Annotated in this window: 12 protein-coding genes; 9 read left to right on the forward strand and 3 right to left on the reverse strand. The window is 40.6% G+C overall.

The annotated features are described in order from the left end of the window. Positions 1-3: 3 nt before the first annotated feature. Together BM380_RS06460 and BM380_RS06465 are read left to right on the forward strand one after the other, a co-directional pair. Positions 4-3,120 (forward strand): efflux RND transporter permease subunit, encoded by a 3,117-nt coding sequence (locus BM380_RS06460; RefSeq protein ID WP_090493635.1) that lies wholly within the window; start codon positions 4-6, stop codon positions 3,118-3,120. 144 nt (positions 3,121-3,264) lie between these two features. Next, entirely contained in the window at positions 3,265-3,720 is a 456-nt protein-coding gene (locus BM380_RS06465) for a hypothetical protein (protein WP_024601955.1), read from the forward strand. A gap of 70 nt (positions 3,721-3,790) precedes the next feature. On the opposite strand, the gene BM380_RS06470 is transcribed toward BM380_RS06465, so the two are convergent. Continuing rightward, on the reverse strand, positions 3,791-4,297 hold the full coding sequence (locus BM380_RS06470; RefSeq protein ID WP_090493637.1) for a glycine cleavage system transcriptional repressor: 507 nt from the start codon (positions 4,295-4,297) through the stop codon (positions 3,791-3,793). Between the two features lie 356 nt (positions 4,298-4,653). Here BM380_RS06470 and BM380_RS06475 point away from each other — a divergent pair, with 356 nt between their 5' ends. From BM380_RS06475 to BM380_RS06505, 7 genes are all read left to right on the forward strand, one after another. Beyond that, positions 4,654-6,888 (forward strand): ABC transporter permease subunit, encoded by a 2,235-nt coding sequence (locus BM380_RS06475; RefSeq protein WP_028835570.1) that lies wholly within the window; start codon positions 4,654-4,656, stop codon positions 6,886-6,888. 15 nt (positions 6,889-6,903) lie between these two features. Continuing rightward, on the forward strand, positions 6,904-8,553 hold the full coding sequence (gene pstA, locus BM380_RS06480) for a phosphate ABC transporter permease PstA (protein WP_090493639.1): 1,650 nt from the start codon (positions 6,904-6,906) through the stop codon (positions 8,551-8,553). Between the two features lie 19 nt (positions 8,554-8,572). Next, positions 8,573-9,400, forward strand: a complete 828-nt coding sequence (gene pstB / locus BM380_RS06485; RefSeq protein WP_008114812.1) for a phosphate ABC transporter ATP-binding protein PstB — start codon at positions 8,573-8,575, stop codon at positions 9,398-9,400. A gap of 44 nt (positions 9,401-9,444) precedes the next feature. Further along, on the forward strand, positions 9,445-10,146 hold the full coding sequence (gene phoU, locus BM380_RS06490; protein ID WP_008114815.1) for a phosphate signaling complex protein PhoU: 702 nt from the start codon (positions 9,445-9,447) through the stop codon (positions 10,144-10,146). A 150-nt stretch (positions 10,147-10,296) separates the two neighbouring features. Beyond that, entirely contained in the window at positions 10,297-10,971 is a 675-nt protein-coding gene (locus tag BM380_RS06495) for a TIGR00153 family protein (protein WP_008114817.1), read from the forward strand. Positions 10,972-11,010: 39 nt separating this feature from the next. Further along, the gene (locus BM380_RS06500; RefSeq protein WP_008114819.1) at positions 11,011-12,279 is read left to right on the forward strand and encodes an inorganic phosphate transporter; all 1,269 of its coding nucleotides are present in this window, start codon (positions 11,011-11,013) and stop codon (positions 12,277-12,279) included. Positions 12,280-12,360: 81 nt separating this feature from the next. Further along, positions 12,361-13,278 (forward strand): hydrogen peroxide-inducible genes activator, encoded by a 918-nt coding sequence (locus BM380_RS06505; protein ID WP_013465992.1) that lies wholly within the window; start codon positions 12,361-12,363, stop codon positions 13,276-13,278. Between the two features lie 47 nt (positions 13,279-13,325). Here BM380_RS06505 and BM380_RS06510 read toward each other — a convergent pair whose 3' ends face one another. Both BM380_RS06510 and BM380_RS06515 read right to left on the reverse strand, forming a co-directional pair. Beyond that, positions 13,326-13,529: a hypothetical protein gene (locus BM380_RS06510; protein ID WP_090493641.1), complete on the reverse strand. Its 204-nt coding sequence runs from the start codon at positions 13,527-13,529 to the stop codon at positions 13,326-13,328. A gap of 187 nt (positions 13,530-13,716) precedes the next feature. Next, positions 13,717-16,248 (reverse strand): EAL domain-containing protein, encoded by a 2,532-nt coding sequence (locus BM380_RS06515; protein ID WP_090493643.1) that lies wholly within the window; start codon positions 16,246-16,248, stop codon positions 13,717-13,719. Positions 16,249-16,403 lie beyond the last annotated feature (155 nt).

The following is a 16,403-nucleotide window of genomic DNA, read 5'->3' on the forward strand; positions in this document are numbered from 1 at the left end:
GTTATGATTACTGCAATTATTCGCTGGTCTGTTGTTAATCGTTTTTTTGTACTGTTACTGACCGCAATACTTATTGGTGGCGGCTTGTATGCTGTAAAAAACACCCCAGTAGATGCCTTACCCGATTTATCTGATGTACAGGTTATTGTTAAAACATCTTACCCTGGGCAAGCGCCGCAAGTAGTGCAAGATCAGGTCACATTTCCTATAACCACGGCGATGTTATCGGTACCAGGGGCGCAAACAGTACGCGGTTTTTCGTTTTTTGGTGACTCCTACGTGTACGTTATTTTTGACGAAGACACCGATTTATACTGGGCACGAAGTCGTGTTCAAGAATATTTAAGTCAAGTATCTGCGCGTTTACCCAATACGGCAATTGCAGAGCTAGGCCCGGATGCCACAGGAGTTGGTTGGGTGTATTTATATGCACTCACTGATACCACAGGTAAGCATGACATAAGCCAACTACGCAGTTTACAAGATTGGTTTTTAAAGTTTGAACTGCAAACTGTGCCCGGTGTATCCGAAGTAGCATCGGTAGGTGGCATGGTGAAACAATACCAAGTTAACGTACAGCCCGATAAGTTACGTGCCTATGGTATTCCGCTAAGCCTTATTCAAACTGCCATTAAGCAAGGTAACCAAGAAATGGGGGCATCAGTTGTTGAAATGGCAGAAGCCGAATACATGGTTACCAGCACTGGCTATGTAAAAAGTGTGGCTGATTTAGAAGCGATTCCTCTAGGTATAAACGCTAACGGTACTGCACTGCAGTTACGTGATGTTGCTAATGTGCGTTTAGGTCCTCAAATGCGCCGTGGTGTTGCCGAGCTTAACGGCGAAGGCGAGGTGGCTGGTGGCGTAGTAGTGATGCGCTTTGGTGAAAACGCGCAAAAAACTATAGAGCTCGTCAAAGCTAAATTGGAGTCACTTAAAAAAGGCCTGCCTGAGGGGGTTGAAATTGTACCTGTGTACGATCGCTCTCACTTAATAAAAGACGCAGTTGATAACCTCACCTCTAAATTGACGGAAGAACTTATTGTAGTGGCTTTAGTGTGTGTGGTGTTTTTATTCCATGTACGCTCATCGCTGGTGGCTATTATTACCTTGCCCTTAGGCATACTCACCGCCTTTATTATTATGTATTGGCAAGGGATTAATGCCAACATTATGTCGTTAGGGGGCATTGCTATAGCGATAGGTGCCATGACCGATGGTGCGATTGTGATGATTGAAAACATGCATAAACACATGGAGAAAAAACCGCTGACCGATGAAAATCGTTGGCAAGTGGTGATTGATTCTGCCAGTGAAGTAGGGCCTGCATTATTTTTTAGCTTATTAATCATTACAGTTAGCTTTATGCCGGTGTTTATTTTAGAAGCTCAAGAAGGGCGAATGTTTGCGCCATTGGCTTACACAAAAACCTATGCAATGGCGGCATCTGCCGGCTTAGCAATTACCTTAGTACCCGTACTGATGGGGTACTTTATTCGCGGTAAGGTGATATCTGAAAATAAAAATCCGGTAAACCGTTTACTAGTAAATAGTTATAAGCCACTGTTAAACACAGTCTTAAAATTCCCCAAAAGCACCTTGTTGGTGGCACTGATTATTACTTTAGTGGGCTTTTATCCGGTAAATAAAATAGGCAGTGAGTTTATTCCACCTCTTGATGAGGGGGATTTAATGTATATGCCGACTACTTACCCAGGAATTTCAATTGGTAAAGCGCGCGAGCTATTACAGCAAACCGATAAGCTGATTGCCACTGTGCCCGAGGTGAAAACCGTATTTGGTAAAATTGGACGAGCGGAAACGGCAACCGATCCGGCACCACTGACCATGATTGAAACTTTTATACAGTTTAAGCCTAAAGATCAGTGGCGCGAGGGCATGACCACCGAAAAGCTCAAACAAGAGCTGGATGCTTTAGTAAAGTTCCCAGGACTCACAAACGCTTGGGTAATGCCTATCAAAACGCGAATAGATATGCTGGCTACAGGGATTAAAACCCCAGTGGGTATAAAAGTCGCGGGGCCTAATTTGAATGAAATTCAAAAAATAGGTCAACAAATAGAGGCACTGCTTAAAGACTTTCCCGGTACGGCGTCGGTTTACTCAGAGCGAGTGGCAGGTGGGCGTTATATCAAGGTCGATATTAACCGCGAAAAAGCAGCGCGTTATAGTTTAAATATTGCAGATGTGCAGCAAGTGGTCGCAACCGCTATTGGCGGGATGAACGTGACTGAAACGGTTGAGGGTCAAGAGCGATACCCGGTTAATATTCGTTATCCGCAAGCGTATCGTGATTCACCAGAGGAGTTAATGCTGCTGCCTATTGTGACCCCAGCTGGGCAACGCATTGCACTTGCCGACGTGGCTGATGTATACATTAGCGATGGCCCTCCTGGCATAAAAAGTGAAAATGCCCGTTTAAATGGTTGGAGCTTTATTGATATTAAAGATACTGACATTGGCAGCTACGTAGAAAGTGCTCAGCAGTTACTAAACGAGCAGCTAATTTTACCCGCAGGGTATTCTATAACTTGGGCAGGGCAATACGAATATATGGAGCGTGCCAAAGCCAAACTGAGTTATGTGTTGCCGCTTACCTTAGCCATTATTGTGGTACTGCTTTACCTGAATTTTAGAAGCTTCACTGAAGTCTTTATTATTATGGCGACATTACCACTGGCGATGATAGGGGGTATTTGGCTCATGTACTTAGAAGGCTTTAATTTCTCTGTTGCTGTGGGGGTCGGCTTTATTGCCCTTGCTGGGGTGGCCGTAGAAATAGGCGTTATTATGTTGGTGTATTTAAACCAAGCGTATAAAGCGCAAGTAGAGGCCGCCGCTCAATTAGGAAAAAGCATAAGTATTGAGCAGCTTAAACAGGCGATATTAGAAGGCGCTGGTTTGCGCGTTCGCCCTGTAATGATGACGGTAGCAACCATAGTGATTGGTCTGTTACCGGTGTTATATGGCACAGGCACGGGGAGTGAAGTAATGAGTCGAATAGCCGCCCCCATGGTTGGCGGTATGTTTAGCGCCATTGTTTTAACATTGCTGGTGTTACCCGCGGTGTATTTATTATGGCGAAAGCGAAACCTATAATTTTTACACTGGTTGTGTAACTTGTACTGTAAAAAATCAGTGCAAGTTACCCAGCTTTACTTTACCTGCTGATTTTATTGTGTTTTTTATTGGCATGATTCACGCATCTATTTAATCATTAGGGTTAAATAGTAAGGAACGCACATGCAAGTTAAAACAATCCAAGAAGTGTTCGATTGGACCGTTCAATTTCACACACAAATGGCCGCTAATTTTTTTAGTGTAAAGGACCTACTCGGGGAGCATAACAAACAGCTAATTGATTATTGTGTTGAGTATGAAAAAAAGCTCGCTGAGGATTTAATTGGCTTTAAAGCCATCACGCAAATAAACACATTAGATACGTATTGTTATGAATATTTTTCAGAGCACTCAGAAATTATTAACTTTACTGATTTAGATCGCAGTAACCAGTTAGATGAGCAAGTAATTCAAGAATATTTATCAAAGCAGCATCAAAAAGTATTGAACGCATATAGTTATTTGGCTGATAAAGCACAATCACCTGAGGCTCAAGAAAAACTAAGTGAGCTGTTGCAACTTGAAGAGCAAGGATTAAAGCAAATGATACAAAGCATTAATCGTCATGCAGATATGTAGCAACAAGTGTTACGCATAAAAAAGGCGCTGTAATAAGCGCCTTTTTCGTATGTAAAATAATAGAGCACATTTAACTTTGCTCTACATCAACCACTAAGTCACTCGTAATCGACTCAAGAGCGTTAATTACTTCGTCTTTGTTAAGCCCATTAGGCAGGGTAACGGTGGCAACGGCACTAAAAATTGGCACCCCCCAGTTTGGCGCACTTTGCTGCCTTGAGTTTAAGTTCGTAATATTAGCGCCTTTATGACGAATAACACTTGCCAACTCCTGGACAATACCGGGACGATCGTTCCCGGTGATCACAAAATTAAGCTGCTCGAGTTCAACAGGCTCAATTTCGGTGTTGCCTTTTTCAATACGGACATCTAATTTAGGAAGCCCATTAAGCGCATCTTGAAATGCCTGTAAATGCTCTTCAGCCACCTCAACTTGTATAATGCCAGCAAAGTGGCCAAGCAAATGACTTAAATTACTGCTTAACCAATTACCGTGGTTTTCCAATATAACCGATGAAATACTTTCTACTAAACCGGGGCGATCTTCCCCTAAAATGGTTATTACCAACTGCTTCATAATAGTTCTCTTTTTAAGCCCAAATGAAAAAATAAATGCATAGGCATTAAGTGATGCGATCTAATGTATGTGATTCTTAATGTATGTAAAAGCTAACCACAAAAGGATTGTTATATCTTAATAGGTTACTTTATTATTGTTATATTAGATGCCCATTGAGTATTGTCTTGGATAAATAGTTTGTCCAATTAATAATTGATTTAGTTTGTTAATAACACATAAATAAATACAATTATTTAATAAAACAATACTTTAATATTATTTTGTGGTTCCAGTAAAGAATTATTACGACTGTAACATTACTGTCACTTTGATGAAATATAATGCGCCCAACGTTAAGATATAAGGGTGTTTTGATGACTTCAAATCCGAATAAACCGACTTTTAATACGGATCGAAGCCGTCTATTTAAAGACCGGTTTGCTAAGTTTGGCATAACCGCAGGCGGTATAATGGTATTAATAGCACTGCTATTGATCTTTTTTTACCTTCTTTATGTAGTGCAGCCTATTTTCGAGTCAGCTAAAGTTGAAAAGCGCGCTAGCTTTAATGTTGCTAATGCTGAGCAAATAGTTGGGCTTGGTGTTGAAGAACAAACTGAGGTTGCTTACTTACTTGATAATCAAGGTCAAGTTAACTTCTATAGTGTTGATAAAGCAAACTTTGGTAAAAAACTAAAAACACTTAATGCCACTTTACCTGCGAAGGTAACCAGCTTTGCAAATAGTGCCCCTTTTCAAGGTCATTATGCGTATGGCTTAGAAAATGGCACCGTAACTATTGTTGCGCCTAAGTTTTTAGTCACCTTCCCTAATAATGAACGTAAATTAAGCCCGCGTTTAGGTTATCCATTGGGTGAGATGGCGTTAGAAGTTGATGAACAAGGTGCTGCTATTAAGCGTTTTGCCTTTAGCCATTATGAGGACAAAACAGCCGTTGTGGCACTTACCGCCGATAAACGTGTGGTATTTAGCAGCTTTGTAGCCGAAGAAAATATGTTTACCGGTGAAGTCGAATGGCAAGTTGAACGTACCGAATTGAACGTTGATGGTCGCGTAGATGAGTTATTAATGTCGCCTGATACCACCCGCACATTTGTTCGCTCTGCTAATCAAATTTACGTATTCGATACTCGCTACCCAAGTGAAGTAGAGCAAATCCAATTATTATCTGCCAACGAAGAAAACGCTAATATTGTGTCATCACAATTATTAGCTGGTGCTAACTCCCTGATGCTGGCCAATGATAATGGTGAAATATCGCAGTGGTTTGAAGTAAACACTGACTCAGGTCGCGAGTTTCAAAAAATTCGTTCGTTTGAAACCACCAAGCAAAGTAAGTTAAATATTTTTACTGAGTTTTACCGTCGCACCTTTTTTACAACCGGTCAAAATGGTGAGCTAGGTGTTTATTACACAACCAGTGAAGCAAAGTTGTGGCAAGGTAAAGTCAGTGAAGGTGCAATTGAACAGTTTGCTATTGCTCCGCGTTCAAATGCCGCGCTGATTTTGGCTGATAACAAGCTAACGGTATTAGAAATTCATAACGAACACCCAGAAGTAACGTGGTCAGCGCTTTGGCAAGAAGTATGGTACGAGGGTTACCCTGAGCCGGGTTATATTTGGCAATCAACGTCTGCAAGTGATGATTTTGAATCTAAGTTCTCACTGGTACCCATTTCATTTGGTACTTTAAAGGCTGCTATGTATGCAATGTTATTTGCTGTGCCTATTGCTATTTCAGCCGCTATTTACACCGCTTACTTTATGTCGAGCGAATTACGTCGCGTGGTTAAGCCGACCGTTGAAATAATGGAAGCTTTGCCAACGGTAATACTCGGCTTTTTAGCTGGCTTGTGGTTAGCGCCTTTAATTGAAGAGCACCTGCCGGCTATTGTTGGATTACTCGTATTACTGCCATTAGGTATTTTAGCAACCGCTTTAGGTTGGACTAAATTACCTGCAGCTATTCGCCATAAAATTCCTGAAGGCTCACATTCAATTTTATTAATTCCTGTGGTGTTATTTATTGGTTGGTTGTCATTTGCGATGAGCGAAAGTATTGAACTGTGGATGTTTGATGGCAATGTGCGTCAATACTTAACCAATGAGCTTGGTATGACTTTCGATCAGCGTAACTCGCTTGTGGTTGGTATTGCGATGGGCTTTGCGGTTATTCCCACTATCTTCTCAATTGCGGAAGATGCGGTATTCAGCGTTCCTAAGCATTTATCCAATGGATCGTTAGCATTAGGTGCAACGCAGTGGCAAACGCTAATTCGCGTGGTGTTACTAACGGCTAGCCCAGGTATTTTCTCTGCGGTCATGATGGGGTTAGGTCGCGCCGTAGGCGAAACCATGATTGTACTGATGGCAACCGGTAATACGCCGATTATGGATTGGAGTATTTTCCAAGGTATGCGTACCTTAGCCGCTAATATTGCCGTCGAAATGCCAGAGTCGGAAGTGGGGAGTTCGCATTATCGAATTCTATTCTTAGCCGCCTTTGTATTATTCATATTTACCTTTATTTTCAACACCGTTGCTGAATTTGTTCGTCAGCAGCTGCGTGAAAAATATAGCTCAATGTAAGTGGAGAAACACGACATGGTAAAGCAGTGGTTTAGGTCTGGTTCTCCTTGGATTTGGATGACCGGTGGTGCCGTCAGCATCAGTTTAATTTCAGTAATTGGTTTACTCGCCATGATTGCATGGAAGGGATTAAGCTTTTTTTGGCCATCTCAAGTTATGCAATATGAGCTTGAAGGCTCGATTACTAAACAAACCGTTATTGGTGAAATTTACGACCGTGAATTAGTACCTAAGTCGCGTTTAGCGGCAACCGGTATTGATGTTTCTAAATTTGAAAAAGACGAGGTTGAGCGTTTACTAATTAAAACCGGTAACCGTGAGTATGTAGATTTAGACTTTCGCTGGATACTTGAAACTGATATTACACAAAGCTCAGCACCAAAAGCACTCGCGGTATTTGAGCGTAGCAAAAACGGTAACTTTTACGGTTATGTAGAATCAGTAATTAAAGATGGTGAAACAATAACTACAGATAAAGTTGAAACATTACATGATCTTGTAGAGCGTGCGGTTGATTTAAATGACGAAGCACTGGATTTACAAAATGGTGATATTGGTCATATAAACTACGAGTTAGAGCGTTTACGTTTGCAGGAAAAAGCCTATTTGCTTGATAACAAGCTAACTGATGAGCGCGTAGCTGAACTTGCTCAAGCCCGTGCTGATTTACGTGCGCAATATGGTCAGCTTGAAAAAGAGTTATTTGCACTGCGTAACCAAGCTAAGCGTGACCAAGTAACTGTGAAAGATATGCGTGGTGAGATTGTTACTATCCCGCTTTATCAAGTGTTGGATGTATGGTTTCCAAACGACATGGGCTTTTTTGCTAAACTAGGCCATTACTTTGTGCAGTTAGGCAAGTTTGTTTCAGATGACCCACGTGAAGCCAATACCGAAGGCGGTGTATTTCCTGCTATCTTTGGTACGGTATTCATGGTGATGTTAATGGCTGTGATTGTGACACCATTTGGTGTGGTTGCCGCCATTTATTTGCATGAATATGCAGCTAAAAACGCAATTACTAAAATGATCCGTATTGCGGTTATTAACTTAGCGGGTGTTCCGTCAATTGTATATGGTGTATTCGGTCTAGGTTTCTTTGTGTATATGGTAGGTGGCAGTGTTGACCAACTATTTTACCCAGAGTCATCGCCTACGCCTGTATTTGGTACACCCGGTGTGATGTGGTCGGCACTCACCTTAGCTATATTAACTCTGCCTGTGGTAATTGTGTCAACCGAGGAAGGTTTATCTCGTATTCCAAGCACAGTACGTGATGGTTCATTAGCACTGGGCGCGACTAAGGTAGAAACGTTATGGCGAATCATTATTCCTATGGCCAGCCCTGCTATTATGACGGGGTTAATTTTAGCGGTTGCTCGTGCTGCGGGTGAAGTTGCACCGCTTATGCTGGTGGGTGTGGTAAAAATGGCACCAACGTTGCCGCTTGATGGTAACTTCCCTTACATACACTTAGATAGAAAGTTCATGCACTTAGGTTTTCATATTTACGATGTTGGCTTTCAAAGCCCTAACGTTGAAGCGGCGCGTCCGCTGGTATATGCAACGGCCTTTTTGTTAGTGTCGGTTATTATTACCCTTAACATCACCGCCATTGGTATACGCAACCATTTACGTGAAAAATTCAGATCGCTTGAGCATTAATTTAGTATAGGTAACAAACATGATTACAGTCGCTCCAAAAGTAAACCAAGCAAAGCCAAGCTTGAAGTTAGATTTAAATAATTTAACAGACGAACAAAAAGCGCTAGAAATTAAAGATCTCGACCTTTACTACGGTGATAAACAAGCACTGAGTAAAGTAAATATGAACATTCCGAAAGGCCAAGTAACGGCATTTATCGGTCCGTCGGGTTGTGGTAAGTCAACTTTGCTGCGTTGTATTAACCGTATGAATGACTTGGTTGATATTTGTCGCATAGAAGGCGAAATAATGCTGCACGGGCAAAATATTTACGACAAAAGCGTAGATGTTGCTGCGCTTCGTCGTAATGTTGGCATGGTGTTTCAGCGTCCAAACCCGTTTCCTAAATCAATCTACGAGAATGTGGTTTACGGTCTTCGCCTGCAAGGGATCAAAGAAAAGCGTAAGCTTGATGAAGTGGTCGAACAATCATTGCGTGGTGCGGCTCTTTGGGATGAAGTAAAAGACAGACTTCACGATAGCGCATTTGGTTTATCGGGCGGTCAGCAGCAGCGTTTAGTTATTGCTCGCTCAATTGCGATAGAACCAGAAGTATTATTACTTGATGAACCAACATCAGCACTCGATCCGATTTCAACTTTAGTGATTGAAGAACTAATTAATGATTTAAAGAATAAATTTACTGTGGTTATTGTTACTCATAACATGCAACAAGCAGCGCGGGTATCTGATCAAACCGCGTTTATGTATATGGGTGAGCTCATTGAGTATTCAGATACCAATACGTTATTTACCACACCAACGAAGAAAAAAACTGAAGATTATATTACCGGACGCTACGGCTAGTCGGGTTAAAACGCTAAAACAATGAATTATTAAAGAAGGTCATTATGGAACACAACATTAATAAACATATTTCTGGTCGTTTTAACCAAGAGTTAGAAGATGTGCGAAACCATGTACTGAGTATGGGTGGTTTGGTTGAGCAACAACTTAATAGCGCGCTTGATGCAGTTAGCAAAAACGATGCGGTATTGGCACAAAAAGTACGTGAAAACGACTACAAAGTTAATGCAATGGAAGTCAGTATTGATGAAGATTGCACCCGTATTATTGCTAAGCGCCAACCGGCAGCCAGTGATTTACGTTTAGTAATTGCAATAGCAAAAACCATTGCTGATTTAGAGCGAATTGGTGATGAAGCTAAGCGAATTGCTAAAGTTGCACTAGACTCATTTACTAAGGATCAACAAGATTTATTAGTAAATATTGAAAATATGGGTCGCCAAGTATCTAAAATGCTGCATGACGTTTTAGATGCATTTGCACGTATGGATGTGCAACGTGCATTTGAAGTGCATAAAGAGGATGCTAAAGTAGATAGAGAGTATGAAGCTATCACCCGTCAAATAATGACGTACATGATGGAAGATCCGCGCTCAATTCCAAAAATCATGGATTTAGTATGGTCTGTTCGCTCATTAGAGCGTATCGGTGATCGTTGTCAAAACATCGCTGAATATGTCATTTATTTTGTAAACGGTAAAGATATTCGTCATACATCTCAAGAAGATATTGAAAAATCACTGTAGTGATACGAATAACTAGAAAATAAGAAAGGCAGTAATACACTGCCTTTTTTATTTTTTGTAAATAATTGAATGAGAAAAAGCGTTCACAATCTAGCTTAATGCTGTAAAATTCACGCTGAACAGCATATTGAATTGATTAAAGGGTCAGTTATGCCAACAAATTTTTTAGGTGTTTTTGCAAAATCACCTATAAAACCAATAGAAGAACACATCAGAAAAGCGCATCAAGCAAGCGAAAGTTTGATACCTTTTTTTAATCATGTTTTTAAAGAAGAATGGCAACAAGCTGAAGAGCTACGTTTAACTATTCGTAATTTAGAACGTGAAGCCGATGAAATGAAAAGAACTATACGCTTACAACTACCTGGCGGATTATTCATGCCGGTAGAGCGTACAGACCTTCTCGAATTAGTAACCCAACAAGACAAAATTGCTAATAAGGCAAAAGACATTGCTGGGCGTGTAATTGGTCGTGAGATGATCATACCAAAAGAGATTCAAGAAGACTTTTTGGCGTATGTAACTCGTTGTGTTGATGCAACAAAACAAGCATCTAAAGCGATTAATGAATTAGAAGAATTGTTAGAAACGGGCTTTAAAGGCAGAGAAGTTACTCTGGTTGAAAAAATGCTCGTAGAATTGGATGCCATAGAACAAGACACGGATGAAATGCAAATTAGAATACGCCGCCAACTACGTAAAGTAGAAAGTGAGCTAAATCCAGTAGATGTAATGTTTTTATACAAAATCATTGAATGGGTTGGCGAGCTTGCAGATATTGCAGAGCGCGTAGGATCACGTCTTGAGCTGATGTTAGCTCGTTAATTTAAAATCAGTTCAAACACGAAAGATTAAGGTTACACAATGGATATCATTGCATCTTACGGCACGGTATTAATTTTAATTGCCGCAGCAGTCGGCTTTTTTATGGCTTATGGTATTGGCGCAAATGACGTTGCCAACGCGATGGGTACATCAGTAGGTTCAAAAGCACTTACCATTAAACAAGCGATTTTTATCGCGATGATTTTTGAGTTTGCAGGTGCTTATTTAGCCGGTGGTGAAGTAACATCAACAATTCGTAAAGGGATTATTGATGCGGCCCCATTTGCCGACATTCCTGAATTGATGATTTTAGGTATGATCGCCTCTTTATTTGCCGCGGGCAGTTGGTTATTAATGGCCTCGTTTTTAGGCTGGCCGGTATCGACGACTCATTCAATCATTGGCGCTATTATTGGCTTTGCTCTGGTTGCAGTAGGCACAGAGGCTATTCAATGGGGTAAGGTTGCCGGTATCGTAGGTAGCTGGATTGTAACGCCGGCGATATCAGGTTTTATAGCGTACTTAATATTTATGAGTGCGCAAAAGCTGATATTTGATACAGACGCTCCACTTAAAAATGCCAAGCGCTTTGTACCAATATACATGGGTTTAGCTGGCTTTATTATGGCACTTGTGACCATTAAAAAAGGCTTAAAGCACATTGGTATTAATTTAGGTACCTTTGAAGGTTTTGCTATTTCTATAGGTATAGCGGTACTAGTTGCTGTTATTGGTAAAATTGCGATTTCTCGTTTAAATATCGATCCTAAAGCGGATAGAGAAATGCAGTTTAACAATGTAGAAAAAGTGTTTGCAGTACTTATGGTGCTAACAGCCTGTTGTATGGCATTTGCTCATGGTTCTAATGATGTTGCTAATGCAATTGGACCACTAGCTGCAGTTGTAAACATTGTTGAAAATAATGGTGAAATCGCGAAGAAAGCGGCTATTGCTTGGTGGATATTACCACTGGGTGGTTTAGGTATTGTTGCCGGTCTTGCTATTTTAGGCAAAAAAGTAATTAAAACCATTGGTGAAGGAATTACACATTTAACACCAAGCCGTGGTTTTGCTGCTGAATTAGCCGCTGCATCTACCGTTGTTATTGCATCGGGCACAGGCTTACCTATCTCAACCACACAAACCCTAGTGGGTGCCGTGTTGGGTGTAGGTATGGCACGTGGTATTGCCGCACTTAATATGGGTGTAATAAGAAATATTGTAGTTTCTTGGGTAATTACATTGCCAGTTGGTGCTGCCCTTGCTATTGTTATTTTCTACGTACTAAGAACCGCTTTTGGGGTTTAATAAAAAGTACTTAAAAGACTTTTAGCTTGAAAAGATCTCAACGCCCTTGGTGTTGGGGTCTTTTTATTTGTGGAAAGAAAAATGACCAATCTCCCTAGTATAAAGCAGCTACAGTATTTATTAGCTGTGCATCAGCATCAACATTTTGGCCGCGCAGCAAGTGCCTGCTTTATTGGCCAGTCAACGCTGAGCACCGCAATTCAAAACTTAGAAGAGACCTTAGGGTGTCAGCTTATAGAACGAGAAAATCGCAGTCTTATGTTTACCACCATTGGTGAAGAGGTTGTTGAGCGTTCAAGAAAAATCATTAACGACACTATTAGCTTAAAAGAGCTTACTAAAAGCTTTTTAACGCCGCTTAGCGGCACATTAACGGTAGGTGTTATTCCCACGATTGCGAGCTTTATTGCAGCGCCTCTTTATCACTTTTGTCAGCAAACGTTTGCTGACTTAGAGTTAGTTTTAGTGGAGGATACCAGCGACAAGCTACTTGATAAGTTAGAGCATGGGCAAATTGACTTGGCACTATTAGCGCTGCCCTACGAAACCGATAAATTTCATACTCAAGTACTTGCACAAGATCATTTTAGCTTAGTGCACCATAAAGACTACACACCAGCTAAAGGCATTGAAGACTTCAATTTACTACCAGAAGCGAGTGTATTTTTACTTGAGCGAGAGCACTGTATGACAGGGCATGCGCTCAGTGCGTGCCATTTAAACCGCTCTAGCTGTATAAATCCCTTTGAGGCAGCTAGCTTACATACTTTATTGAGTATGGTTGAGTATAAACTTGGCGTGACTTTTTTACCGCAAATGGCGATTAACGCGGGTATTTTAGAAAACAAAAACATGCTTGCTACGCCATCACAAGGTGATGCCTATCGTGATATTGGTGTACTGTGGCGCAAAACAACGGGGCGGATTCGTGACTTTAAATTGTTTAGCCAACAGTTAGAGGTCTTTTTGAAAAAGCAGTGCAGTGTTGATTTTAAGTAACGTAAAAAAAAGCGTATTAGAGATAATACGCTCAATAACACAGGGAATTAAAGTGGCTGCTTGTGCTGGCCATTGTAGCTCTCTAGAGGCGGTAAAAACAATAAGTAAACCCACACAACAACATTGAAGTAAGGCACCAGTCCAAGCACTGTAAAGGTTTTTACAGGGTAGCCTTTAATCTGAGCATACTTGTAACATTGAAGCGCAATAGCAAAGTGTATAAACAATAATAACGTGATTAGTTGCGTCATAAACATCCTCCTTATGACCAAATGTCCATCTTTAAGAGTATAGACATCTAGACGATAAGAAATAAAGATGTCATGTAAAATCAAGGTAATCACTTAATTTTCATGACATTGTGCTGCCGATAAGCAAAGTATAGGTTAGATGGGCAATTTTGGTAGTAATAAATTGCTTAAATTTGTTTATTAATGTTTATAGTGATGTGAGGGTATCTTGATAAAAAATAGGGTTGTTCTTTATTTTTTCTAATTCAATCAGTACCTTGTTGATAGGGACAGGGCGAGCAATAAAATAGCCTTGCCCGTAGTCTACGCCTATTTCTTTGAGTGCAAAAAATACTTCAGCGGTTTCCACATATTCAGCCACAGAGCGCTTATCTAGTGACCGACTGATGTCGTTTATAGCTTTTACTAGCGCTAAATCAATGGAGTCGTTAAGCATATCGCGGACAAATGAGCCGTCAATTTTCACATGTTGGGCTGGTAATTGTTTAAGATAATTAAAGGTACTAAATCCGGTACCAAAGTCATCAATCGAAAAGTGGCAGCCTAAATTATTTAACCGTTCAATCATTTTACGAGTGGCAGCCAAATTATTAATGCTAGCCGATTCGGTTATTTCAAAAATAATTTTTGACGGAGGCACTTGATATTTTTCGAGGCTCGACTCTATTAACGGCAGTAAACGCTCATCTAAAAATGATTGTGCCGATAAATTTATTGCAACCTGAAGAAGCTCTGGGTGCGCAGCAACACTCGCAATACTGTTACGAATAACACATTGATCCATTAAAAAGGTGTCGTTAAGCATTTCCAATGAGGGAATAAATTGATTTGGGTAAATAAGTTCGTCGTCGAGCTTTAATCTCAGTAGTACTTCAAAGTAAGCAACCTGATTAGTTTTAAAATCCCAAATGGGTTGATAATGAAGTTCTATACTGTCTTGTTGTAGAGCTTGGCGTACACCATGACCCCATTCTAAGCCCGTTTGCAGCGCATTGTTTTCACCATCTTGTTTTGAATAACAATGTACTAAGTTACGGCCTAAATTTTTAGCAATATATAACGCAATATCTGATTGCTTTAAACATTCATTAGGGTCGCAGTTATCAGCAGTAATTTGTGTTAAGCCAATAGAGCAGCTAATTGAATACACTTGATCTTCTGACTTAAATTGATTGCCCTCAATGGCACTACAAATCCCCTCTGCGATTAAATGTGCATCTAATAAATTGGTGTTTTTAAGGATCACCGCAAACTCATCGCCACCCACACGGCAGATCAGGTGCTCATTACTAATATTGGCAATAAACAGTTGTGCCACTTCTTTTAAAACAATATCGCCTTGTTGGTGGCCTTTACTGTCGTTGATTATTTTAAAGTGATCAAGATCGATATAAATAAGCGCATGCTCAATATTTGCATAGGTATTTTCGCTTTGGCAAATATAGTTAAGTTGTTGGTCGAAGTAATAACGATTATGTAGGCCGGTTAACGTGTCATGCAATGCTAAATGGCGTAATTGAAGCTCAGCTTGCTTACGCTCATGAATATTATCGAGTGTGGCGGTAATGGTCGCGTTATTACTGCTATTTTTTATTAGCTGGAGGCGGCATTCAACCCACACCGAATTGCCGTTTTTTTGTTGCAGTTTAACTTCTATTTTTTGTTTATTTGCGCCACCTTGTAAAATGTCATCAATAGTGGATTGTAATGACTGTTTATACTCTTTGGTACAAAATGCAGTTAATGGCTGTTTCAAGGTCGATTTAACCCCAAAACCACTCAAAGACTCCCATGCAGGGTTTATAAAGCGAATATTGCCTTGCTGGTCTAGCTCAAGCACCACGGTATTTAGGTGCAATAAAATACGTTGATGTGCTGAAAACAGGTCGCGATACTTTACTTCACTAATACTTAGCTGCTGTACCTTATTAGCAAACTCAGCATAGCTGACCATAAAGTCTTCACGACGAGCTGCGTGGTCACAGACTTTATTTAAAAATGAGGGGTCGTAAGGGGCGCGAATAAAGTCGGTAACGCCTGAAAGTAATAACTGCTCGGCGTAATCGGCATCGTTTTTGTCAATAATAGTAACAATGGCTTGCTGAGGGTTATGCTGCAGAATTTTTTCGACTAATTGATTTGAGCTTTCTGCTTGTGCCGCTGTGGCATCCAGTAGCACGATAGCAAAAGGCTGCTGATTATAAGCACTTAGCGCCGCTTTCTCAGTTGTAACATGGGTAATAGCAAAGTTTAGCTTTAATTGTTCACTCATATCATTTGCCCTGCTGGCAAAGGGTTCTAATAACAACAGGTTTAAGCGACTACTTTTTTCTAAATGGCTCGACAACACATTTGCGAGTATTTGCGGCAGAATATCTTGGCGCTCAAAAGGCAGTACCGCATCTATGCCATAGCTACGTGCGGTAGTTTCGGCGATTCGCTCACAATAAATCGGCGGAATTAGCAAAATAGGCGTGTTTTTAGGCGTGTTTAGTAATCCAGAGCGGATCATACGGGAAAACCGCCAACCATCAATTTTACCTACATCTAAGCCGGTTATGATTATATTTACGCTTTGATTTTTTAATATTTTTAGGGCGTCTTGGCTGTCTGATGCTTCAATGAACTCAAACACATTAAGCCTCTCTAACGTGGCACGAATAGTCTGGCGCTCATCATTACTTGCATTCAATATTAGCAATTTAAGCTGTTTTGCCACGTAGGTACCACTCCGAGAGATGCAGATCATAAAACAGTAAGAGTAATGATATTTAGCGATAAGAACAAGCGTATTTAACCGCTATTTTAAATGTAGTTCATTGGTGGCTAATTAGGGAGAATATAGGGGATATCTTGAGCTTCATTAGTAATAGA

Source organism: Pseudoalteromonas sp. DSM 26666 (genome assembly GCF_900116475.1).
GTDB lineage: Bacteria > Pseudomonadota > Gammaproteobacteria > Enterobacterales > Alteromonadaceae > Pseudoalteromonas > Pseudoalteromonas tetraodonis.